At 70.1% G+C, this 21868-nt stretch carries 23 protein-coding genes; 5 read left to right on the top strand and 18 right to left on the bottom strand.

Annotation, left to right across the window (positions count from 1 at the left end):
• The first annotated feature begins 36 nt into the window (after positions 1-36).
• Positions 37-1605 carry a long-chain-fatty-acid--CoA ligase gene (locus tag D9V41_RS14230; protein WP_121795244.1) on the top strand — a complete coding sequence of 523 codons (1569 nt, stop codon included), beginning with the start codon at positions 37-39 and terminating at the stop codon, positions 1603-1605.
• 74 nt (positions 1606-1679) lie between these two features.
• Positions 1680-3107: a polyprenol phosphomannose-dependent alpha 1,6 mannosyltransferase MptB gene (mptB, locus tag D9V41_RS14225; RefSeq protein WP_121795243.1), complete on the top strand. Its 1428-nt coding sequence runs from the start codon at positions 1680-1682 to the stop codon at positions 3105-3107.
• Positions 3108-3110: 3 nt separating this feature from the next.
• On the opposite strand, the gene D9V41_RS14220 is transcribed toward mptB, so the two are convergent.
• From D9V41_RS14220 to D9V41_RS14195, 6 genes are all read right to left on the bottom strand, one after another.
• A complete protein-coding gene (locus D9V41_RS14220; protein ID WP_121795242.1) occupies positions 3111-3761 on the bottom strand; it encodes a response regulator in 651 nt (216 codons plus the stop codon).
• Positions 3758-4879, bottom strand: a complete 1122-nt coding sequence (locus D9V41_RS14215; protein ID WP_166376055.1) for a sensor histidine kinase — start codon at positions 4877-4879, stop codon at positions 3758-3760. The genes D9V41_RS14220 and D9V41_RS14215 overlap by 4 nt, the downstream gene beginning before the upstream one ends.
• A 14-nt stretch (positions 4880-4893) precedes the next feature.
• Complete coding sequence (locus D9V41_RS14210; protein WP_121795265.1) at positions 4894-5571, bottom strand: DUF2306 domain-containing protein; 678 nt, start codon at positions 5569-5571, stop codon at positions 4894-4896.
• A 67-nt stretch (positions 5572-5638) separates the two neighbouring features.
• Entirely contained in the window at positions 5639-6751 is a 1113-nt protein-coding gene (locus D9V41_RS14205) for a glycosyltransferase (protein ID WP_121795264.1), read from the bottom strand.
• A gap of 67 nt (positions 6752-6818) precedes the next feature.
• Complete coding sequence (locus tag D9V41_RS14200; RefSeq protein ID WP_121795240.1) at positions 6819-7529, bottom strand: lytic murein transglycosylase; 711 nt, start codon at positions 7527-7529, stop codon at positions 6819-6821.
• Between the two features lie 32 nt (positions 7530-7561).
• A complete protein-coding gene (locus tag D9V41_RS14195) occupies positions 7562-9079 on the bottom strand; it encodes an MFS transporter (RefSeq protein ID WP_121795239.1) in 1518 nt (505 codons plus the stop codon).
• A gap of 57 nt (positions 9080-9136) precedes the next feature.
• Here D9V41_RS14195 and D9V41_RS14190 point away from each other — a divergent pair, with 57 nt between their 5' ends.
• Positions 9137-9802, top strand: coding sequence for a TetR/AcrR family transcriptional regulator (locus tag D9V41_RS14190; protein ID WP_121795238.1), 666 nt, complete (start codon positions 9137-9139; stop codon positions 9800-9802).
• A gap of 31 nt (positions 9803-9833) precedes the next feature.
• On the opposite strand, the gene D9V41_RS14185 is transcribed toward D9V41_RS14190, so the two are convergent.
• Entirely contained in the window at positions 9834-10181 is a 348-nt protein-coding gene (locus tag D9V41_RS14185; RefSeq protein ID WP_166376054.1) for a sterol carrier family protein, read from the bottom strand.
• A 48-nt stretch (positions 10182-10229) separates the two neighbouring features.
• Between D9V41_RS14185 and D9V41_RS14180 the strand changes: the two genes are divergently transcribed.
• Positions 10230-11873, top strand: coding sequence for a DUF885 domain-containing protein (locus D9V41_RS14180; RefSeq protein WP_121795237.1), 1644 nt, complete (start codon positions 10230-10232; stop codon positions 11871-11873).
• Positions 11874-12009: 136 nt separating this feature from the next.
• Here D9V41_RS14180 and D9V41_RS14175 read toward each other — a convergent pair whose 3' ends face one another.
• From D9V41_RS14175 to dacB, 11 genes are read right to left on the bottom strand one after another with little or no spacing between them, the layout of a single operon-like run.
• A complete protein-coding gene (locus D9V41_RS14175) occupies positions 12010-12489 on the bottom strand; it encodes a DUF3180 domain-containing protein (protein ID WP_121795236.1) in 480 nt (159 codons plus the stop codon).
• Positions 12490-12496: 7 nt separating this feature from the next.
• Positions 12497-13060 carry a 2-amino-4-hydroxy-6-hydroxymethyldihydropteridine diphosphokinase gene (gene folK, locus D9V41_RS14170; RefSeq protein ID WP_121795235.1) on the bottom strand — a complete coding sequence of 188 codons (564 nt, stop codon included), beginning with the start codon at positions 13058-13060 and terminating at the stop codon, positions 12497-12499.
• On the bottom strand, positions 13057-13431 hold the full coding sequence (gene folB / locus D9V41_RS14165; RefSeq protein ID WP_121795234.1) for a dihydroneopterin aldolase: 375 nt from the start codon (positions 13429-13431) through the stop codon (positions 13057-13059). Before folB ends, folK begins: the two co-directional genes overlap by 4 nt.
• Positions 13431-13859: a nuclear transport factor 2 family protein gene (locus D9V41_RS14160; protein ID WP_121795233.1), complete on the bottom strand. Its 429-nt coding sequence runs from the start codon at positions 13857-13859 to the stop codon at positions 13431-13433. The genes folB and D9V41_RS14160 overlap by 1 nt, the downstream gene beginning before the upstream one ends.
• A complete protein-coding gene (gene folP / locus D9V41_RS14155) occupies positions 13856-14653 on the bottom strand; it encodes a dihydropteroate synthase (RefSeq protein ID WP_121795232.1) in 798 nt (265 codons plus the stop codon). Before folP ends, D9V41_RS14160 begins: the two co-directional genes overlap by 4 nt.
• Positions 14654-14710: 57 nt before the next feature.
• Complete coding sequence (folE, locus tag D9V41_RS14150) at positions 14711-15274, bottom strand: GTP cyclohydrolase I FolE (RefSeq protein ID WP_121795231.1); 564 nt, start codon at positions 15272-15274, stop codon at positions 14711-14713.
• Positions 15271-17286, bottom strand: a complete 2016-nt coding sequence (gene ftsH, locus D9V41_RS14145; protein WP_121795230.1) for an ATP-dependent zinc metalloprotease FtsH — start codon at positions 17284-17286, stop codon at positions 15271-15273. The genes folE and ftsH overlap by 4 nt, the downstream gene beginning before the upstream one ends.
• Positions 17287-17305: 19 nt before the next feature.
• Positions 17306-17860 carry a hypoxanthine phosphoribosyltransferase gene (hpt, locus tag D9V41_RS14140; RefSeq protein ID WP_121795229.1) on the bottom strand — a complete coding sequence of 185 codons (555 nt, stop codon included), beginning with the start codon at positions 17858-17860 and terminating at the stop codon, positions 17306-17308.
• 4 nt (positions 17861-17864) lie between these two features.
• Positions 17865-18797: a tRNA lysidine(34) synthetase TilS gene (gene tilS / locus D9V41_RS14135; protein ID WP_243697284.1), complete on the bottom strand. Its 933-nt coding sequence runs from the start codon at positions 18795-18797 to the stop codon at positions 17865-17867.
• A 23-nt stretch (positions 18798-18820) separates the two neighbouring features.
• On the bottom strand, positions 18821-19864 hold the full coding sequence (locus D9V41_RS14130; RefSeq protein ID WP_121795227.1) for a zinc-dependent metalloprotease: 1044 nt from the start codon (positions 19862-19864) through the stop codon (positions 18821-18823).
• 55 nt (positions 19865-19919) lie between these two features.
• Complete coding sequence (gene dacB, locus D9V41_RS14125; RefSeq protein ID WP_133434202.1) at positions 19920-21284, bottom strand: D-alanyl-D-alanine carboxypeptidase/D-alanyl-D-alanine endopeptidase; 1365 nt, start codon at positions 21282-21284, stop codon at positions 19920-19922.
• Positions 21285-21342: 58 nt separating this feature from the next.
• Here dacB and D9V41_RS14120 point away from each other — a divergent pair, with 58 nt between their 5' ends.
• Positions 21343-21864: an inorganic diphosphatase gene (locus D9V41_RS14120; RefSeq protein WP_166376053.1), complete on the top strand. Its 522-nt coding sequence runs from the start codon at positions 21343-21345 to the stop codon at positions 21862-21864.
• Positions 21865-21868: the final 4 nt, after the last annotated feature.

Genomic DNA, 21868 nt, shown 5'->3' with positions numbered 1-21868 from the left:
GGTCGTGACCCATATCACACGAATACGGAGGCTCTTATGACGTTCCCGCTGCCGCCCGCCACCGTGCTGCCCGATTTCCTCGAGCATCACGCCCTCCAGCGGCCCGAGGACCGCTGTTGGATCTATGGCGATCGCACGTGGACGTGGCGTGAGGCCTGGCGCGACGTACAGAAGACCGCCGGAGCGCTGATGGCATCCGGCGTGCGGCACGGCGACCGTGTCGCGTTCGTGGACAAGAACAATCCGGCGATCCTCCAGGTCCTCCTCGGCGGAGCCCTCATCGGTTCGTCGGTCGCGATCGTCAATTGGCGCCTGGCCGGCGACGAGCTCGACTACACAATCAACGACTCCGGGGCGCGCATCGTCTTCGTCGGTCACGAGCTCGCCGACTCCGTCGCCCTCATCCGCGATAAACTCCCAGGGGTCGAGCGCGTCATCGTGGTCGGCGGCCCCGACGACGAGTTCGACCGCTGGGTCGACGACGGGGAGCCTCTCGGCAAACAGCCCGACGCCCTCGCGGAGGACACCGTCGTCGTGATGTACAGCTCCGGCACCACGGGGCGCCCCAAGGGCGTGCAGTTGACGCAACGCAACCTGCTCGCCCACACCCGCAATGCGATGGGCGAGATCGAGTACGACCATGCGCACGACATGATGCTCATCGCGATGCCGATGTTCCACGTCGGCGGTTCGTCCTACTCGCTGTTCGGCATCGCCACCGGCACCACGGGCTACATCGTCCGGGAGGTGGAGCCCGGCGCACTGCTGGCGGCCGCGCAGGCCGGCGTCACCCACGTCTTCCTCGTTCCGGCGGTGGTGGCAGGACTGCTGCAGGCCGGCCCGGACGTCATGGCGCTGTTCCGCGGCCTCAAGCACTTCGTCTACGGCGCGGCACCCATGCCGTTGCCGATCCTGCGCGGCGCGATCGAGCACTGGCCCACCACGCGCTTCCACCAGGTGTACGGGCTGACCGAGTTCGGCGGCGTCATCACGATGCTCGACGACGCCGACCACCGCGATCCGGACCATCCGGAGCGGCTGCTGTCGGCGGGCAAGCCCGTCGCGCATGCCGAGGTCCGCGTCGTCGACACGGTGACCGGCCGCGACGTCCCGCCGGGCGAGCCGGGAGAACTGTGGTTCCGCACCGAGCAATCGACGATCGGTTACCTCGGCAAGCCGGAGGCCACGGCCGCCCTGTTCGCCGAGGACGGATGGCTGCGCACCGGGGACGTCGGTCGGCTGGACGAGTACGGCTTCGTCTACGTCGAGGATCGGGCGAAGGACATGATCATCACCGGCGGCGAGAACGTGTACTCGCCCGAGGTCGAGCGGGTCCTCACCGAACACCCCGCGATCGCCGAAGTCGCCGTCATCGGCGTTCCCGACGACGTGTGGGGCGAGGCCGTCAAGGCGATCGTCGCGCTCGCACCCGAGCAGTCGGCGACCGAGGAGGAGATCATCTCCTTCGCGCGTGAACGGCTGGCCGGCTATAAGACGCCGAAGTCGGTCGACATCGTCGACGCGCTGCCCCGCAACCCCTCGGGGAAGATCCTCAAGCGCGACCTCCGCAAGCCGTTCTGGGCCGACCGCGAGCGGCAGATCTGAGTCGTCGCCACACGCTCAGCACCTCGTCACCCGCGCGTTGCCCGGGGGTCGCCGCCGCGCCGTAGCGTCCTGGGATGCTCGCCCGTGGCTTCGTCGGATCGTGCCTCGTCCTGCTCGGCGGACTCGTGGTCTCACCACTGCCCGGGTCCACGCCCCTGCTGGATCTCGAACCACTCGCCGCTCTCCGCAGCCAGTTGCCCGGGCGGATGGCGGGGCTCGTGGTCGTCCTCGCGGGACTCGGCCTGCTGGCGACGGCCTGGCTGTCGTTGTGCCGCGCCGTCGCGCACGCCACCGATTCGCTTAGCGGGGTCCGCGCTGCCCGGACGGCGTCCATCGTCTGGACCCTGCCGCTGCTCATCGCTCCGCCGCTGTTCTCCCGCGACGGCTGGTCCTATGCGGCCCAAGCCGTGATGACCCACGTCGGCGCGTCGCCGTATCGATTCGGGCCGAACGTCCTGTCCGGTCCGATCCTCGAAGCGGTCGATCCCCGGTGGATGGCCACGCTCACGCCGTACGGTCCCCTCCCGTTGCTGGCCGGAGCGGCGTTCGCCGCCGTGGTGACCGGACCTTGGCAGTTGGTCATCGCGCACCGCCTCGTGGCCCTCGTCGGCCTCGTGCTCCTGGCCTGGGCATTGCCGCGGTTCGCCACGTGGGCGGGGACGAGCCCGGCACTATCCAGCGCCGCCGTCCTCGCCTCACCGCTCATGCTCGCGAACGGCGTGGGTGGTCTGCACAACGACCTGCTGATGGCCGGTCTCATGGCCGCCGCGCTCGTCGTCGCCGTCGAACGCGGCTGGTGGTACGGGGCCGTGCTCGGCGGGCTCGCCGCAGCGGTCAAACTCCCCGGCGGCATGGTCTGCATCGGCGTGGCGCTCGTGACACTCGCCGCGGGAGCGCCCTGGAGCACTCGAGTACGCCGACTCGCGGGCACCGCGTTCGTCTCGGTGGGAACTCTGGTGGTCCTCGGCGTCGTCGGCGGGCTCGGCGTCGGCTGGATCGATGCACTCAGCGTCCCCGGGACCGTGAACACTCCGCTCTCGGTGCCCACGGTGCTCGGCGGCGCGCTCGACGCGACGGCGGGCCGGCTTCTCGACCTCCCCGACGCGGCCTTCCGCGACACGCTGCGGACCGTCGGGATGGTCGGCGCGCTCGCCTTCGCCGCCTGGGTGGCGCTGCGCTGGCCGACCGGCTCTCGTGAGCGGGCCCTGGCCGCGACGGCTGCCGTGGCCGGCCTGATGGTCCTGCTCAGCCCGGTCGTCCACCTCTGGTACCTCCTGTGGGTCGTACCGTTCGCAGCCGCGCTGCGACTGCACCGTGCCGCGAGGATCGGGCTCTACGCGGTCGGCGTGATCGGCGGACTGGCGGCCCCGCTGGACTCGTCCTTGCACGGTGCCTATGTGGCGATCATCCTCGGCTGCATGACGGCGGCCGGCATGCTCGCGCTGGCTCTGCTGACGCCGCGATCGCGCCAGCGACTCGACCAGATCGTGGCGTCGAGCTGACCGTCAGCGGCCGCGCACGCGACCCGATTCGTACGCCCACATCGCGGCCTCCACTCGGTTCCGCACTCCGAGCTTGGTGAGGATGCCGCCGATGTGCGTCTTGATGGTGCCCCGGGAGAGGAAGAGCCGTTCACCGATCTCGTCGTTGGTCAAACCGGAGGCCAACAACGCGAGCACCTGCTCCTCCCGCTGGGTCAGCGGCACGACGGGCGAGCGTGGCCGCGGTGACGCAGGCGTGAACTCGGCGATCAGTCGCGCGGTGATCTTCGGCGAGATCAGCGCATCGCCGGAGGCCGCGGCTCGGACCGCCTCACCGACCAGATGAGGTCCGGCGTCTTTGAGGAGGAAACCCTTCGCGCCGGCTCGCAACGCAGCATGCACGTATTCATCGAGATCGAAGGTCGTGATGACGACGACGGCGACCGGATCGGGAACGCCCGCACCCGCCAGCAGAGCGGTGGCCTCGATACCGTCGAGCCGGGGCATCCGGATGTCGAGGAGAGCGACGTCGGGCCGCAGCCGCCGGGCCAGCTGAACCGCGGCGACGCCGTCGGCGGCTTCCCCCACCACGTCGATTCCGGGCTGAGACTCGAGCAACATCCGCAGCCCGGCTCGGACAGGTTCTTGATCGTCAGCGACGAGAACGCGCATCATCGCTCACCGGCGGTCGGTATCCGCGCGCTGAGCGTCCAGCCCCCGTCGTGGTCGGGTCCTGCCGCCACCTCCCCGCCGAGGAGCGCGGCGCGTTCGGATACGCCGCGCAGGCCATGACCGCCCCCGCCGGTGGAGCGCGAACCGGTGCCGTCATCGCGCACGACCAGGTGGGCAGCATCGGCCGTGGCGACGACGGTGACGTCGATCGTGGTGACGTCGCGTGCATGACGGCGAGCGTTCGTGACCCCCTCTTGAGCGATCCGGAAGAAGGTCGAGGCGACGATGTCGGGCATACTCGTCGGTTCATCGACGCGCACCCGGACCCGCGGCGGTCCGGGCTCGGCGAGTGCGGTGAGTTCGGGGAGGCCCGGCGAGGGCGCGAAGCCTGCCGGCGCACGCAACGCCCGCACGAGGGAACGCATCTCGGCAAGCACCGCCCGTGCCTCGCGCTCGATGACTCCGAGTGATGCCGCGACGTGCGATGCATCGTGGGGACGGGTCGCGGCAGCCTGGGCGCGAATGGCGATGGCCGAGACATGGTGCGCGACCGTGTCGTGGAGGTCGCGGGCGAGCGCCTCCCGCTCCGCAGCCCGCACGGCGTCGATCTCGCGAGTGCGGGAGTCGGATCGCTCACGTCGGAACGCGCCGATGAGGCCCGCTCCTCCCACCAGCACCACCCCGGCGACGGCCCCCTCGATCCCTTCTCCGCCGAGTACGACTGACAGGACGAGACCCGCCGCGAGGACACCTCCACCGAAGAATCGGTCGCTGCCCGTCCCCCAGCGAAAGAGGGCGTACGGGGCAAGGAGGACGGCGAACATCGTCACCAACCCGTTCGGCGGGGTACCGGTCAGCACCTGCGCGATCGCGAAGGCCGCGCTGAGCAGCGTGGTCGCCGAGACCACGACGAGGGGTCGCTGCCGCCGCCCGGGCAGCGTCGCCACCAGGGCGATGACCACCAGGGCGGTCGCCAGCGGCCACGCGAGATCGGGTCGCAGCGCGGCCTCGAGGACCGCGGCCACGGTGAGGACGACGACCAGCGCGACGTCCCGCTTCGTGGGGCCACGGGCGCCGTCCGCAGCCGGGCCGGCGAGCGCGTCCCGCAACCGCCTTCGCACCCTCCGCATGCTACTCACACCGGCGCCTCAGCGGGGCGCCTTCGCCGCCGCGTGGACGTGCGGCCACGGGCGATGACCCACTCGGCGACCACGATGTTGATGAGCCACCCCGCGTCCATTTCGATCAGCCGCCGCATGCCGTCCGGTTCACCGAACACCAGCATGGACGGTCCGGCGGTCAGCACCTGGGTGCCGGCGCCCATCGCCAACGCGTACGCGCGGATCATCCAGGCTCGGTGGGCAGCGATGTCGCGCCGGGCCACGCTCGTCACCGCGAGCACGAGAAACACCAGCATGGCCAGGCCGACGAGGTACCGCGAGATGGCGAGCGCGGCGCCGTCGACGGGCGGGAGGTCGTAGGACGCGGTCATCCACAGGCCCGACACCGCGACGACGACCCCGGCCGGCACGACGAGGTATCGGCCGGCGAACCGGTGCCACGCCAGATGTCGTCGTCGCAGCTCCGGCAGGAACTGGAAGGCGCCGACGAGCGCGAAGACCAGCGCGCCGACGACGTGCAGTGCGACGGGGAGCGGCGCCTGCAGGAAACGAGCGTTCTCGGGCGTCGGTGGGGGGCCCGACGCGATCTCGCCGAGTCGCACGCCGCCGGCGATCGACGGGACGAGGGCGAGAAGGATCAGGCCGGCGGCGATCATCCACTCACGCCGCGGTGCTGTGCGGGTTTCGGTCATGCCACGATCCTCGGCGGCCCGACGGCGAACGCGCTTCGGCCACATGGCCGAACATCGTCGCCGCGCGTCAGGCCGGCACGCTCGTACGTCCGGATACGGACGCATGGACCTCCAGCATGCGATCGACCGTCGCGGCCCACGGGAACTGCTCGGCCCGCTCGCGCGCCGCCCGACGAGTCGCCTCGACAGGGCGAGCGGCGAGCGCCAGCACTGCGTCGGCCAGGTCGCGTGGATGCGGTGCTGCCCACTGACCCGATCGCGAACACACCAGCTCCCGGGCACCACCACGGTCGGCGGTGACGACCGGGGTTCCGCAGGCCAACGCCTCCAGGACCGCCAGACCGAAGGTCTCCCCCGGGCACACCGACAGGGCGACGTCAGCCTCCCCGAGACGTGCGGCAAGAACCCGACGGTCGGCGACGTGCCCGTGAAACACGATCGGGGCCTCCCCTGCCGCCTGCATCAGCTCGTCGCGCTGCGGGCCCTCCCCGAACACGTCGAGCCGCACCGGAATCCCCCGGTTGTGGAGTTCCACCGCGGTCGCCACGGCGAGTGCCGGCGACTTCTCGCGGGACAGCCGACCCGCATGGACGAGTCGGAGGACAGGAGCAGACTGCCGCCGCACCGGCGGAGTGAACGTCGCGAGATCGACGCCGAGCGGGACCCGATGCAGGATCGCGTCGGTCGCGGGGACGGAACGGAACTCGGCCTGCGCGAATCGCGAGGTGACGACGACGGCGTCGAAGCCGCGGGTGATGGTGCGATTCCACCACTGCAGCGGCACCCGTGTCCCCGGTTCACCGCCGAGCCGCATCGGCAGCATGTGGTCGAGGCGCTCGTGGGAGAACAGCACGGAGCCCACGCCCCGGCGGCGGGCCCACCAGCCGGCCGGTACCAGTGTCGACTTGTCGTTGACCTCCACGCTCGTGGGTGCGAAGTCGTCGATCAGGTCGGCGACCCGCCAGGGCTCGGCCAGCAGCCGGTATCCGCCGCCGACACGGGGAGCGCGCAGCTGTACGACGTCTCCGGCCTCGGTCGCGAAGCGACGGTCCCGAGGACCGGGGACGACCAGCAGCCGCTCGGCTCCTGCCTCGACGTAACCGCGGCCGATCGCGGCGACCGCCGTCTTCATCCCTCCCGACAGGGGCCCGATGAAGCTGGCGAGTTGAGCGATGCGCACGGTGCGACCATGGCGCGGCAGGGTGACGTCCAGTCGAGCACGGGGTGGACGTGACGCGTCCACTCGGTCACGTGCCGGCGAGCTGGGCGTACTCCTCGGCCGCGGCCGCCACGTCACGCTGGTACTGAGCCGAGTTGTTGTACGTCCGGATCGCCGCGATCCAGCCCTGTGACTCCCCCAGGCCGTCGTCCGGGACGCTGCACAGATAGCGGGCGGCGGCCAGTGCGGCGTCGTCGATGTGGTGGGGGTCGCTCGTGCCGTCGCCGTTCCCGTCGGCGCCCCACTCCTCCCACGTCTCCGGAATGAACTGCAACGGGCCGACCGCACGGTCCCAGATGTCGTCGCCGTCGAGATCACCGCCGTCGGAGTCGGGAATCGCGAGGGTGCCCCTGGTGCCGTCCAAGGGGATTCCGCGGATCTCGTCGGTCGCTCGCCCGTCCTCGCCGATGCTGCCGCCGAAGATCGTGCCGTGCCCGCTCTCGATCCGCCCGATCCCGGCGAGGGTGTTCCACCCGACGGCACAGCCGTCCTCGTCCCGGACCCGGCGGTCGGCTCCCGCGTACGCTGCGAGCGCACGCGCCGGGATGTCGGTCGCCGCAGCCGACTGAGTCACCCAATCCGGGTCCGCGAGCGTCGCGATGCCGTCGCCTGCCGTCGCGTTGGCGGGCGCCTCGACCGGATCGGCCGACGGCCCGCTGAACTCGGGGCCGTCGGGCCCACAGGCCGCAAGCAGGACCGTCACGAGAGCGGCCAGGGCGACGGAGCGAACGGGGGCCATGACCGTGACGCTAGCCGCCGCCCCCTGAGGTCTCAGGACTCCCGCCGCACCCCTCGCAAGAGCAGGAAGGCGGCGATCGCGAGCAGCACGACGGCGCCCGCGGCCGATGTGGCGACAGCGCTCATCGCCGTGACGTAGGAGTCGATGACGGCGTTGAGCACTTCGGGCCGCCCGCCCGCGAGACGAAGACCTTCTTCGAAGGAGCCCGCGACCAACGCCGCGTCCTGGCCGTCCAGGCCGTCGAGCGGGGCGTCGCGCATGCTCCACTGATACATGGCGATACTCGCGCTCCCGAGGACGGCGATGCCGCCAGCGTTACCGAGTTCGTTGCCGGTCTCGGACAGCGCGGCGGCGGCGCCGGAGTCTCCGGCGGGCGCGGTGGCGAGGATGAGATCGGGTCCGAGGACACCGACCGGCGCGAAGCCCAGCGCCATGACCGATGTTCCGAGAACCACGGGGGCGATACCGGCGGCGGACGGTTCGGCTTGCGCGACGATCAGCATGCCGACAGCCGCGATGACCAGTCCTGCGGCGACGACCGAGGCCAGCCGGAAGTGCCGCAGGAGTCGACTCGTCAGCAACGACATGACGATGAGGACGACAGTCTGGGGAAGCATCCACAGCGCGGTCTCCAGGGCGGAGAGCCCCACGACCAATTGGAGGAAGCGTGCCGTGAGCAGGTAGATGCCGGCCATGCAGACCCCGAGCGTCAGGTTGGTGATCAGCGATACGGAGAAGGCCGGCGCACGAAAGAGTGAGAGGTCCAGCAGCGGGTTGCTGACCGTGATCTGCCGGACGACGAACGCGATGCTCATGACCGCCGCGAGCATCGCTGCGACGAGGACCGCGGCGGTCAGCCCTTCCCTCGCCGCGTGCTTGATGGCATAGACGGCGGTGAGCATCGTGATGACGAGAACACCGGCGCCGAGCAGGTCGAGCCGAGCTACCGCCGTCGCCTTGGACTCAGGCAGGAGGCGCGGCGCGACGGCGACCAGCAGAGCCATCAGCGGCAGGTTGATGAGGAAGACCGAGCCCCAGTCGAAGCGCGCTAGCAGCACCCCGGCGACCAGCGGCCCGAGGACGGCTCCCACTGAGAAGCACGTGGCCCACACCGAGATGGCGAGGGTGCGTTCGCGGGCGTCGGTGAAGATCGTCCGGATGAGGGCGAGCGTTGACGGCATCAAGGTCGCCCCGGCAACGCCTTGCAACGCCCGCGCGGCGATGAGCATCTCCGCACTGGTCGACAAGGCGGCCAGCAGACTCGTGGCGCCGAAGGCGATGGCACCGAGTATCAGGAGGCGCCGGCGACCGATCCGATCCCCCACCACCCCCATGACGATCAACAGACCGGCAATCACGAAGCCGTAGATGTCGGTGATCCACAGGGCCTCGACCCCGCTCGCGCTCAGATCGCGAGCCAGCGTCGGAAGCGCCAACACGAGCACCGACAGGTCCATGGAGACGAGCAGAGTCGGGAGCGCCAGCACCGCGAGAGCGAGCCATCGACGAGTGATCTCGGTATCTCGCTGGTTCAGGTCGGGGACGGACATCGTCGCGTACTCCTTTATGTTCCGTGCCGTAACGTAACTGAATGGTAGCCTGAGCGCATGGTGTCGTCCAGCCCCGGCCGCCCGCGCAACGAAGGCATCGATCGCGCCGTGCTCGACGCGACGATGGAGGTTCTCGACGAACTCGGGTACCAGCGGTTGACCATCGCCGAGGTGGCGTCTCGGGCCGGAGCGACGAAGCCGGCGCTCTACCGGCGCTGGCCCTCACGCCCGTGGCTGGTGATCGCGGCGTTGCACCGCGAACTTCGCACGATCGAGTCTCCCGACACCACGTGCACGCTGTGCGATCTGCACGAATCGATCGGACTCTTCGCGCAGGCCTTCGGGACCCGCTATGTCACGGTGCTCGGTCCGCTCCTGGCCGACTGTGCCGGTGACCAGCGACTTCGGCGGGCATTCCTCGACGGGCTCCTGGAACCGGCCCGCGACGCGGTGCGGCACACCCTCGTCACGGCGGTCCAACGTGGCGACCTGCGACCTGATCTGGATCTCGATCTCGCCGTCGACATGCTCGGGGCGGTCCCGCACTATCGCGCCATCTTGGGGCAATCGCCTTTGACCAGCGGCGACATCGAGCGCGCGGTCGTCACCTTGTTGCGAGGCATCGCGGTCGACTACGACGCACTCGTCGCTCACAGCCTCACCCTCGAGGCCGCCCCGCCGCCCCACGAACAACACGTACCCGCGGCGCCCACCGAACCGTGATCGGGCGACGCTTCTGGGTAGCGGGTGCGGGTCAGGCCAGCGGCAGATAAGGGCTGAGGTCGGAACGCTCCCCGCTGGCGCGCACTTGCGCCTCGCTCCACTCGAGCTGGCCGCGGGCGAGGGCGATCCAGGTGCCGGCGTCCATCTCGACGACGGCCGGCGGTGTCCCGCGGGTGTGCCGCGCGCCGGCGATGCACTGCACGGCGGCGAACGGCGGCACGCGGACCTCGACACTCGTACCCGGCGCCCGCTGCACGAGAAGCGCAAGCAGGTGCTTGGTCGCCGCCTTGAGATCCGAGCGGTCGGCCGTGCCGGCGTCGATGCGCTCGCACAGGGCTGCGAACTCGGCTGCGGTAAGAGGCGTGAGACGACGTGCCACGGAGCCAGCGTAGAGACGAGGTCCGCCGCCGCGTCATAGGGTCGGGACATGACCAAAGCGACGCGTACCGCGACCGCCATGGACCGCCTTGCCGAGCAGTGGTTGGAGACCCTGCTGGAACTGAACCCCGAACTGCACGTCGAACTCGGCCGCCCCGGTCGCGAGGGCCAGTACACGGACCACTCCCCCGAGGGTCACGCTGCCGCGGCGGAGGCTGCGCGCTCGACGCTGGCCGCCGCCCGACGCACGGACGTCGTCGACGATGTGGACCGGGTGACGCAGGCCGAGCTCGTGCGGACCCTCGAGCTCGCCGTCGAGCAGTACGAGGCGGGGTTCTGGCAGCGCGACCTCAACGTGATCGCCTCCCCCACGCAGAACCTTCGCGACATCTTCGACCTCATGTCCACCGACACCGACGACGACTGGGAGCACGTCGCACTGCGGATGCGGCAGGTGCCGGCCGCGATCGACGGGTACGTCGCCTCGCTCGAGTCCGGCATCGAGGCGGGCAACACTCCCGCGGTCCGCCAGGTGACGGAGGTGCTGGCCCAGGCCCGCAAGCAGACGCAATCGGACAACTTCTTCGCCGGCCTCGCCCGGCGCGGACCGGAGGGCCGCCGCGCCGAACTCGAGTCCTCTGCAGCCGATGCGAGTGCCGCCTACGTCCGGCTGGCCGACTTCCTCGAACGCGAGCTCGCCCCCGCGGCCACGACGCACGACGCCGTGGGCCGCGATCTCTACGCCCTCGCGTCCCGTGGGTTCGTCGGCATGGAGATCGATCTCGACGAGACGTACGCGTGGGGCATCGAAGAACTCGCCCGTATGGTGGCCGAGCAGGAAGCGATCGCCGACGAGATCCTTCCCGGCGCGACCGTCGGCGAGGCGATCGCCCACCTGGAGACCGACCCCGCCATGCAGCTCGAAGGCACCGCCGCACTGCAGGAATGGATGCAGCGCGTCAGCGACCGGGCCGTCGCCGAACTCGGGGCGACTCATTTCGACATTCCCGAACCGCTGCGTCGCCTCGAGTGCATGATCGCGCCCACCGACGAGGGCGGCATCTACTACACCCCGCCCACCGAGGACTTCGCGCGGCCCGGGCGCATGTGGTGGAGCGTGCCCGCCGGGGTGACGCGCTTCGACACCTGGCGCGAGTTGACCACCGTGTACCACGAGGGCGTGCCGGGTCACCACCTGCAGCTCGGGCTCGCGGTGGCAGAGCACCACCAGCTCAACGCGTGGCGGCGGTTCAACTGGAACTCCGGTCACGGCGAGGGCTGGGCGCTGTACGCCGAACGGCTCATGGACGAGCTCGGTTACCTCGCCACGCCCGCCGACCGGCTCGGAATGCTGGACGGCCAGCGCATGCGCGCCGCTCGCGTGGTGCTCGACATCGGGGTGCATCTGGGCCTGCCGAAGCCCGACGGCACCGGCACGTGGACCGGCGACGACGCGTTCCCGTTCCTGGCCCAGCACGTCAACATGAACGAGAGTTTCGTGCACTTCGAAGCGAACCGTTACCTCGGCTGGGCCGGGCAGGCTCCCTCGTACAAGGTGGGCCAGCGCGAGTGGGAACGGCTGCGCGACGACTGGGTGGCGCGCCACGGCAACGACCTCAAGCGGTTCCACGCCGACGCGCTGGGGATCGGCAGCGTCGGGCTCGGCACGCTCCGCGAGGCGCTGCTCGGCTGACGGTGCCGCTCCGACGAGTGGTGCAGATTTCTCGCCGGGTGGTGCAGATTCGCGACGGAACCGCCACAGCGGGCGCGAATCTGCACCACTCGCGGGGGCTGGGCGCGCAGCGGAACCGGCTTCGGCGCGGGTGCGGTCAGGCCGGAGAGGCGGCGGTGTCCTTGTTCTCGTCGTCGTCGCCGGGCAGCTGACACGCCCACTCCAGGACGAGAGCGGCGGCGAGCAGGAGTCCGGCGGCGATCGCCGCCGCGCCGGCGTGCAGGAGACGTTCGCGGGCGAGCACGCTGTCGACGTCGATGTAGGCCAGGGCGAACCCGCCATAGCCACCGGCGAAGACCGCCCCCACCATGACGCACGACTTGGCGATCGCCAGCAGCTGGATGGCCCGGTCCACGTGGATCGTCAGGTGACGACGATGCAGCGTCTGCCACGTGTTCCAGGCCAGCGCGCCGACGATGACCGCACCGGTGGCGAGGATGACGGCCGCGGCCCAGCTGGGCCGCGGTGCCTGGCCCTCGAAGCGCACGGCCAGCGGCGGAAGCAAGCGGCCGATGACGAGTCCGACCGCGAGAAGCGCCGTGACGTAGAGCGCCGAACTACGCTTGGCCCGCCTCATGGCGACGTCACAAGATGATCTCGACGTCCTCGCGCTTCACGACACCCGAGGTGTCGATGTCGCCGATGAGGTCGGCGACGAAGCCCTTGCCCGGGATCTCGCCCTCAGGGTCGACCTCGAGCCACGGCACGAGCACGAAGGCGCGCTCATGGGCGCGCGGGTGCGGCAGCGTGAGCTGCTCGTCGTCGGCGATGCGGTCGCCCACCACGATGATGTCGACGTCGAGGGTGCGCGGGGCACCCGGCTCGCCGCGTTCACGCCCGAAGGCGTCTTCGATGGCCATGGCGCGGTCTAACAGCGTGTGGACCGTGAGCGTGGTGTCGATGAGGACGATGGCGTTGAGGAACTTGCCGGAATCCTCCGGCGCACCGACCGGCTCGGTCTCATAGACCGAGGAGATGGCGACCACGGTGACTTCCGGCGTGTCCTCCAGTGCCGACACGGCACCCTGCAGACGTCCGGCGCGATCACCCAGGTTCGATCCGATGGACAGGACGGCTTGCCGGATCGGGCGCATGCCACCGGTCATCGTGTCCGCGTCGAGAACGTACGGCGTGGGCGATTCGGTCACTCTTTACTCCGCTCTATCGTGACGGCGACGTCGGAGAACGCCACCCGTATCGGGGCCTCGGGCTTGTGCACCGTGACGCTGGCCCAGCGCACGGCCTCATGCTCGAGGCACACGTTCACTATACGGAGCGCGAGTGTCTCGATGAGATCGACGGGGTCCCCGGTGATGACCTCGTGGATGCGCTCGGCCAGCACACCGTAGTCGACCGTCGCCGCGAGGTCACCTTTCCGTGCCGCGCGTTCCAGGGGCAACGCCAGTTCGACGTCCACGACGAAACGCTGCCCGTCACGCCGTTCGTGCTCGAACAAGCCGTGGTGGCCGTGCGCCGCGAGACCTTCCAGGCGGATGCGGTCGAGGGAGTCTGCTGCCATCAGACCGCCTCCTCACCCGGCTCGGCGATGGCCACGGGGGACGCGTGCCGGGACCAGAACCGCCAGCGCCGTCCGTCGCGCACCAGCAGGCTGGAGCAGATGGCGGCGCCGCCCGTGAACGACTCGCTCGTCTCGCCGTCGGAGAGGATGTTCTCGGTGCACACCACGAGCGCGCTCGTCGGCTGTTCGTCGCCCACGGGAAACGTCGTGATCTCGATGTCGGTGAGGAAGAACTGGATGTACTCGATCTGCGCCATGAGCACGGCCCAGGAGCGCAGCACCGTCTCGGTACCGTGCAGCGGCGGCGCCGCCGGGTGCACGCAGGTCACCGCCGGGTCGTCGACCCAGAGCGAGGTCATGAGATCGAGATCGCCGGTCTCGATCGCGTCGTAGAAGGCGCGGTGCGCCGCGAGGACGTCGCGTGTCATACCCCCGCCTCCCGCATCCGCGCGACCACCCGTACTGCGTCCGCCGACGGTCGCGGCTCGTGCACCCGCACCGCCCACACGTCGGCCAGCGCCGCGAGCGTGCTGATCGCCGCGGTGGCGTCCTCGCGCTCGTCGGTCGGCCGCAACGCCCCGTCCTCGGCGAGCAACTCTCCGAGGAACCGCTTACGGCTCGCGGCGACCAGCAGAGGAAAGCCGAGGGTGCCGAAGGCGTCGAGGTTGGCGAGCAGCTCCCAGTTCTGAGCTCCGGTCTTCGAGAAGCCGAGGCCGGGATCGGTGATGATGTTGGCCGGGTCGATTCCCGCCGCGACGGCGTCGTCGATCTGGCGTTGCAGTTCCTCCAGCACGTCGGCGACGACGTCGTGGTACTCGGTGTGCTGCTGCATGTGAGCGGAATGGGCGCGCCAGTGCATGACCACGAACGGCACTCCCGCGTCTGCTGCGACGGCCGTCATCCGCGGGTCCGCCCGGCCTCCGGAGACGTCGTTGAGCACCCGGGCCCCCGCGTCGAGCGCCCGCTCGGCGGTCTCGGCGTTCATCGTGTCGACGGATATCGCGACGCCCTGAGCGGCCAGCGCGCGGATCACCGGCAACACGCGCCGCTGCTCCTCGCCCGGATCCACCCGCACGGCTCCCGGCCGAGTCGACTCACCGCCCACGTCGACGAGATCGGCGCCCCGGGCGACGAGCTCCAAGCCGTGGGCGATGGCAGTGTCGGTGTCGAACCAGCGGCCGCCGTCGGAGAACGAGTCGGGGGTGACGTTGACGACGCCCATCACGGCACACCGGCCCCACGTGGGCAGGCTTGGCAGCTGAGGGGTCACGCCGCCACGTTACGCGGTGATGAGGCCCATGGCCTCCGCACGGGTCGCCGGATCGCGGAGCTGGCCACGTACGGCGCTGGTGATCGTCTTGGCGCCGCCCTTGCGCACCCCCCGCATCGTCATGCACAGATGCTCGGCCTCGATGACCACGAGGGCGCCGCGCGGCTGCAGCTGTTCGACGAGCGCCTCGGCGATCTGCGCGGTCAGCCGCTCCTGCACCTGCGGACGACGCGCATACACGTCGACCAGCCGGGCGAGCTTGGACAGACCGGTGACCTTGCCGCGCTCGGACGGGATGTATCCGACATGCGCGACGCCGAAGAACGGCACCAGATGGTGCTCGCACAACGACCAGACCTCGATGTCCTTCACCAGCACGAGTTCGTCGTGGCCGACATCGAAGGAGGCGGTCAGGACGTCGGCGGGGTTCTGGTCGAGCCCGGCCACGAGCTCGGCGTACGAGCGTGCGACCCGGGCCGGCGTGTCACGCAGGCCCTCGCGATCGGGATCTTCACCGATCGCGGCGAGCAGCTCACGGACCGCGGCCTCCGCCCGGGGCACGTCGACGCTCATGCTCCGTCTCGGGACTCGGGGGTGTCGCTCGACGGCGCGTCGGACTCCGAGTCCGGGCCGACGATGATGCCCTCCTCGCGATCCTCGGCGGGCTCGTCGCCGGTGCTGGCCGGGATCATGACCGGCGGCTGCTCGGACGGGACGCGCGACTCGGACCCGGTCCACGCGGGACGCACCTCGCGTCGGCGCAGCGGCTCGAAGATCCGCGCGACCTGAGCCTTGTCGAGGGTCTCCTTCTCCATGAGTTCCACGACGAGCGCGTCAAGCACGTCACGGTTCTCATGGAGGATGTCGAAGGCCTCCTGGTGGGCGTGACCGATGAGGGCCGCGATCTCCTCGTCGATCGCCGCGGCGACCGATTCGGAGTAGTTCCGCGAGCTGCCGAGATCACGTCCGAGGAACGGCTGCGAGTGGTCTTCGCCGAAGCGGATCGCCCCGATCCGCGAGCTCATGCCGTACTGCGTCACCATCGCACGGGCCAGGTTCGTGGCCTTGTCGATGTCGTTGCCGGCACCCGTCGTCGGGTTGTGGAAGACGAGCTCCTCGGCCGCCCGACCGCCGAGCATGTACGCCAGCTTGTCGAGCAACTCGGCGCGGGTCTGCGAGTACTTGTCCTCGTCGGGGAGCACCATCGTGTAGCCGAGCGCCCGCCCGCGCGGCAGGATGGTGATCTTGTGGACGGGGTCGCTCTGCGGCAGGGCCGCGGCCACGAGTGCGTGACCCCCCTCGTGGTAGGCCGTCACGAGGCGCTCGTGCTCGTTCATCAGGCGCGTGCGCTTCTGCGGTCCGGAGATGACGCGGTCGATGGCCTCATCGAGCGCTGCGTTGTCGATGACCGTCTTGCTGCTGCGCGCCGTGAGCAGCGCGGCCTCGTTGAGGACGTTGGCGAGGTCGGCACCGGAGAAGCCGGGCGTGCGCCGGGCGACCGATTCCAGGTCGACGTCCGGTCCCATCGGCTTACCGCGGGCGTGGACCTTGAGGATGTGGGTGCGGCCCGCGAGGTCGGGAGCCTCGACGGAGATCTGCCGGTCGAAGCGGCCCGGGCGCAGCAGCGCCGGGTCGAGGACGTCAGGACGGTTGGTCGCGGCGATGAGGATGACCCCGCCGCGGACGTCGAATCCGTCCATCTCCACGAGCAGCTGGTTCAGGGTCTGCTCGCGTTCGTCGTGACCGCCGCCCATGCCGGTGCCACGATGCCGGCCGACCGCGTCGATCTCGTCGATGAAGACGATGGCGGGGGCGTTCTCCTTGGCCTGCTCGAACAGGTCGCGGACGCGGGATGCCCCGACGCCGACGAACATCTCGACGAAGTCGGAGCCGGAGATCGAGTAGAACGGCACACCCGCCTCGCCGGCGACCGCCCGGGCCAGCAGCGTCTTGCCCGTGCCGGGAGGACCGTAGAGCAGGACGCCCTTGGGGATCTTGGCACCGACTGCCTGGAACTTGGCCGGCTCCTGGAGAAACTCCTTGATCTCGCCGAGTTCCTCGATGGCCTCGTCGGCGCCCGCGACGTCGGCGAACGTCGTCTTGGGGGTGTCCTTGCTCATGAGCTTCGCCTTGGACTTGGCGAACTGCATGACCCGGCCGCCGCCGCCCTGCATCGACGTCAGCAGCCAGAAGAACAGCAGGAAGAAGATGATGAGCGGGAGCATCGTGCCGAGCAGCGACAGCAGCGGGTTGCTGCGCGGGACCTCGACGTTGTAGCTGTCCATGTCGCCGTCGTCGACCTGTTGCTGCGCCTGCTCGACGAGGCCGCTGCTCTGCTGCTCACCGAGCCAGGTGGCCTTGACCTGCTCCTCGTCGTCGCCCTTGAGCGTCGCGCGGATCTCCTGCTCGCCCTCGACGAACGTGACGTCCTTGATCTCCTCGTCCTCGAAGTACCCGATCATCGTCGCGGTCTTGACTTCGCGGTAGCCGTCGGCACCCGAGGAGAGGTTGAGCACCACGATCACGAGGATCGCGATGAGGAGGATCCAGAGCCAGGGGCCCTTGAAGAGTCGCTTGACGTTCATGCGGTGCCAGGAAGTCCGTTCAGGAGTAGACGTGCTCAGCCAGTGTGCCGATACTGCGCAAGTTGCGGTACTTCTCGTTGAAGTCCAGACCGTAGCCGATCACGAACGCGTTGGGGATGTCGAAGCCGACGTACTTGACGTCGACCGGCATCTCCAGCGCCTCGGGCTTGCGCAGCAGGGTGGCCACCTCGACGGATGCCGGACCGCGGGACTTGAGGTTGGCGACGAGCCAGGACAACGTCAGGCCGGTGTCGATGATGTCCTCGACGATCAGCACGTGCCGACCCTCGAGGGAGGTGTCGAGATCCTTGAGGATGCGCACGACGCCCGAGGACCGGGTGCCGGCGTAGGAGGAGACCGCCATCCAGTCGATCTCGACGTGGCGCTCCAGCGCCCTGGCGAGATCGGCCATGACCATGACGGCTCCCTTGAGGACGCCCACGAGCAGGAGATCCTCGCCCTCGTAGTCGGCCTCGATCTGCCGAGCCATCTCGGCGAGCCGGGCCTGGATCTGCTCCTCGGTGTAGAGGGGCTGGGTGCGATCGATGTCGTGCTCTACGTGTTCGACGTCCACGGATTCAGCCTGCCACAGGGGTACGAATGCAGCGGAGCCGGTTCCCGGACCGCACCACGCTCACGTGACCGGGAAGCTCGACGCGCTGCTGGCCGCGCCAGTCGGTCACGAGCTCGTCGACCCGCGCCAGATGCTCGGCCGATAACTCCCCGGCTGCCGCGCCCCCGCCCAGGGCGAGCCGGCGCAGTACGCGCAAGCGCAGCGCGGCCGGCATCGCGCGCAGGGCTTCGGCGTCGTCGGTGTGGGCGCGCTCGGCGAGCACATCGAGCATCTCGGTGTCCGCCCGGACCAGATCGGCCGTCCGCGCCAGCGCGGCGGCGACTCCCCCCCCGAGCACGTCGTCCATGAGCGGGAGGAGCTCCTGACGAATGCGGACCCGACGGAATCTCGGATCGAGATTGTGCGGGTCGTCCCACCAGGTCAGCTCGTGGGCTCGGCAGATCGATTCGGTCTCGGCTCGGCGGAGCCGCAGGAAGGGACGGACCCAGCGACCATCGCGGGCCGGCATCCCGGCGATCGAGCGCGGTCCGGAACCGCGTCCCAGGCCCAGCAGCACCGTCTCGGCCTGGTCGTCCAGCGTGTGGGCCAGCAGGACGAGAGCGTCGTCGACGGCGGCATCGGCCTCGAGCGCCGCATATCGCACCCGCCGCGCTGCCGACTCGATTCCCTCGTCCGCCGCCGCTACGTCGACGGCGACGACCCTCGACGCGAGCCCCAGCCGTTCCGCCTGTTCGGCGGCGTGCGCCGCGATCCGGTCCGAACCCGGCTGGAGCCCGTGGTCGATGACGACGGCGCGGGCCGTTCTCGACGACTTTCTCGCCACGAACGCGGTGACGGCCGCCAGGGCGAGGGAGTCCGCGCCTCCCGAGAGCGCGACGAGGAGGGGCCGGTCGTCGGCGGCGATGGCGTCCCGGACGAGGGCGCGCGCTCGCGCCACGACCGGTTCGAGTCGCCCGCCCATCAGCCGTGGACGCGCGCCACCCACGCGTCGGGATCGTGGATCTCGGCTTTGCTCGGCAGGTTCGCCGGTTCTGCCCACACCGCCGCGAAGCCGTCCGCACCGACCGTGGAGGTGACCTTCCGGACGAAGATCGCGCCATCGCGGTACTGGCTCATCTTGGCTTCGAGGCCGAGCAGGCGGCGGACGATCTTCGACAGCTCCGATCCGCCGCGCCGGCGCTGGTCGAACTTGCGCCGGATCCGGCTGACCGAGCCGATCAGCTCCGGGCCGGCGGCGTCCATGACGACGTCCGCGTGGCCTTCGAGAAGCGACATCAGCCCGGTCATCTGATCCACGACGCGCGTCTGCTGCTCGTTCTGGAACACATCGGACAGCGAGGCATCGGACTGTCCGCGGACGATCTTGACGACCTCTGCGAGTGCGTCGCCGAGCGCGGTGCCGACCGCGCCCTCCGACAGGTCGGTCGCCTCGATGAAGTCGTCGATCAGTCCCCGCAGATGTCCGCGCATCCACGGGACGCCGGTGAATTGGGCGCGATGGGTCTCCTCATGCAGGCAGACCCACTGGCGGAAGTCCGACGGGTCCACGCCCAGCTCGCGCTCCACGTGAAGGATGTTCGGCGCCACGAGCAGCAGGCGTCCGCCGGCGGCACCGTCCTCCCAGAACGGATCGAACTGCCCGAGCACCTTGGAGGACAAGAAGGCCATGAGCGCGCCGAGCTCCGCCCCGGCGATCTTGGCGCCCACGCCGGCACCGAGCGCGCTCGGCTGCTGCGCACGGGTCGCGCTGAGCTTGTCCGTGACGGGATCCATGACCGTCCGGAAGGTCTCGAGATTCGCCTCGACCCACCGCGGGCGGTCGACCACGAGCACGGGCGAGGAGTCCCGCGCGGTGAGTCCCGTGTGATCGGCCACCGGTTGCACAGCCCGGGTAGCGGCCTCGCGCAGCTCGGCGACCACGGCCGCGACCTCGGGGCCGGTCACCTCCGGACCGGGACGGCCCCACCGCTCGGCGGTTCGCTGGGCGAACTTCCAGTCGATCATGGGCTCCACCGTACTGACCGGTCCGCGGTCGCACCGCGATCCGGACGCTCGGTCCTCAGCAGGCGCAGCCGGCGATCGCCGCCGCGACGGAGTCGAGCGCGCGCTGCGTCTCGAGCGGATTGATGCCTTCGGTGTCGTCGACCATGACCGCGAACGCCACCGGACGTCCTCCCGGAAGGGTCGCAATGCCGGCGAGACTGTGGACGCCGGTCAAGGTGCCGGTCTTGGCGCGCACCCAGCCGAGGCCGGCGGGCGCCTGCTCGAAGCGCGAGCGCACGGTCCCGTCGAATCCGCCCACCGGTAGTCCGCTCAGCGTCGCGGTGGTGCGGTCGTCCCGGCTGGCCGCCACGAGCGTCTGCACGAGAGTCGTGGGACTGATCCGGTTGCGGCGCGAGAGGCCGCTCCCATCGTGCAGGTCGAGTCCCTCGGTGGAGATCGCGTCCTGCTCCAATGTCTGCCGCACCGCCGCGGCACCGCCCTCGAAGGATGCGTCCAGTCCCACGGCGCGGGCGATGTGCCGGAACATCACCTCGGACGTCTCGTTGTTGCTCGTGCGCAGCAGATCGGCCACGATCGTCGCGACCGGTGCACTGCGCACGGTCGCGACCTCCGTGGCTCCCTCCGCGGCCGCAGCGCGAGCCGGGTCCGCGACCTCCACGCCGCGCTCTCGCAGCAACCGGGCGAACGCGTCCGCTGCCGCCCGGGCCGGGTCGCCGCCGGCGCCGCGCCCCTGGTCGATCCACAGCGCACTGATCGGAGCCACCACCGACGGGACGTAACCGTCCTCCCATGCCGGGCTGACGGAGGGGCCGCGGAACAGTTCCGCGTCGTAGGTCAGGGCGAAGCGCCCCGTCCCCACGTCTCGCGCCACGCGGTCGGCGAGGGTTGCGAGGTCCGCGGTCACGACCGGCGGCGGATCCGCGGGGCGCCGCTCGACGAGGTAGGGGTCTCCGCCGCCGATCAAGGTGAGCGTGTCCCCGCTGCGCACGACGCGGGTCGCGAAGCGCTCATCCGGGCCGAGCACCTCGAGCGCCGCGAATGCCGTGAGCACCTTGGTGGTGGACGCCGGGATGAGTCCCTCGGTACCGCCGCCGGCCAGCGGGGCCCCGTCGCGGGCATCGACCGCGGCGAACCCCACGCGGGGGCCCAGCGCGGGATGTGCGAGGGGCCCGGCCACCGCTTGCTTGAGCGCCGTGGAACCGATGGCGCCCTCGCCCACCGCCTCGGCCTCGGCCGCGTTAGCGGCAGCCGTCCGCATCGATTCGGGGGCGGTGGCGTACTGCGGCGGGCATGCCCCGTCGCAGATGAGCCGGTTGAGGTCGCCGCGCAGGTACAGGAAGCCGATGCCGGCGATGAGCGCGATGACGAGCACGACCGACGTGAAGGTCGCCATGACCCTGCGCACTCGCCCTTTCGCCACGTGGGACAGACTATAGAGTCAGCATCCGACCATCGAACGGACGAAGGTTCGTTCCGCGATGCCACCCGACACTTCCGGAGGAACCGTGATTTTCGACGTCACCGTGGAGATCCCCAAGGGGGAGCGCAACAAGTACGAGGTCGACCACAAGACGCATCGGATCCGGCTGGACCGCACGCTCTTCACGTCGATGCAGTACCCCGCCGACTACGGCTTCATCGACGATTCGCTCGGTCTGGACGGCGACCCGCTCGACGCGCTCGTCATCCTTCCCTTCTCGACGTTCCCCGGATGCGTCATCGAGTGCCGCGCCATCGGCATGTTCAAGATGACCGACGAGGCCGGCGGTGACGACAAGGTGCTGTGCGTACCGGCGACGGACCCGCGCCAGGAGCACCTTCAGGACATCGGCGACGTCGCCGACTTCGATCTCGCCGAGATCCGTCACTTCTTCGAGTCGTACAAGGCCCTCGAGCCCGGCAAGTCCGTCGAGGAGGGCTCCAAGTGGGTCGGCCGGGTCGAGGCTGAGGCCGAGATTCAGGCGAGCTTCCAGCGCTTCAAGGACAACGGCGGCTACTGAGCCG

It is taken from the genome of Aeromicrobium phragmitis (genome assembly GCF_003674095.1).
Lineage (GTDB): Bacteria > Actinomycetota > Actinomycetes > Propionibacteriales > Nocardioidaceae > Aeromicrobium > Aeromicrobium phragmitis.
Note: the sequence above shows the minus strand (reverse complement) of the source record. Positions and strands in the feature narration are given on the sequence as shown.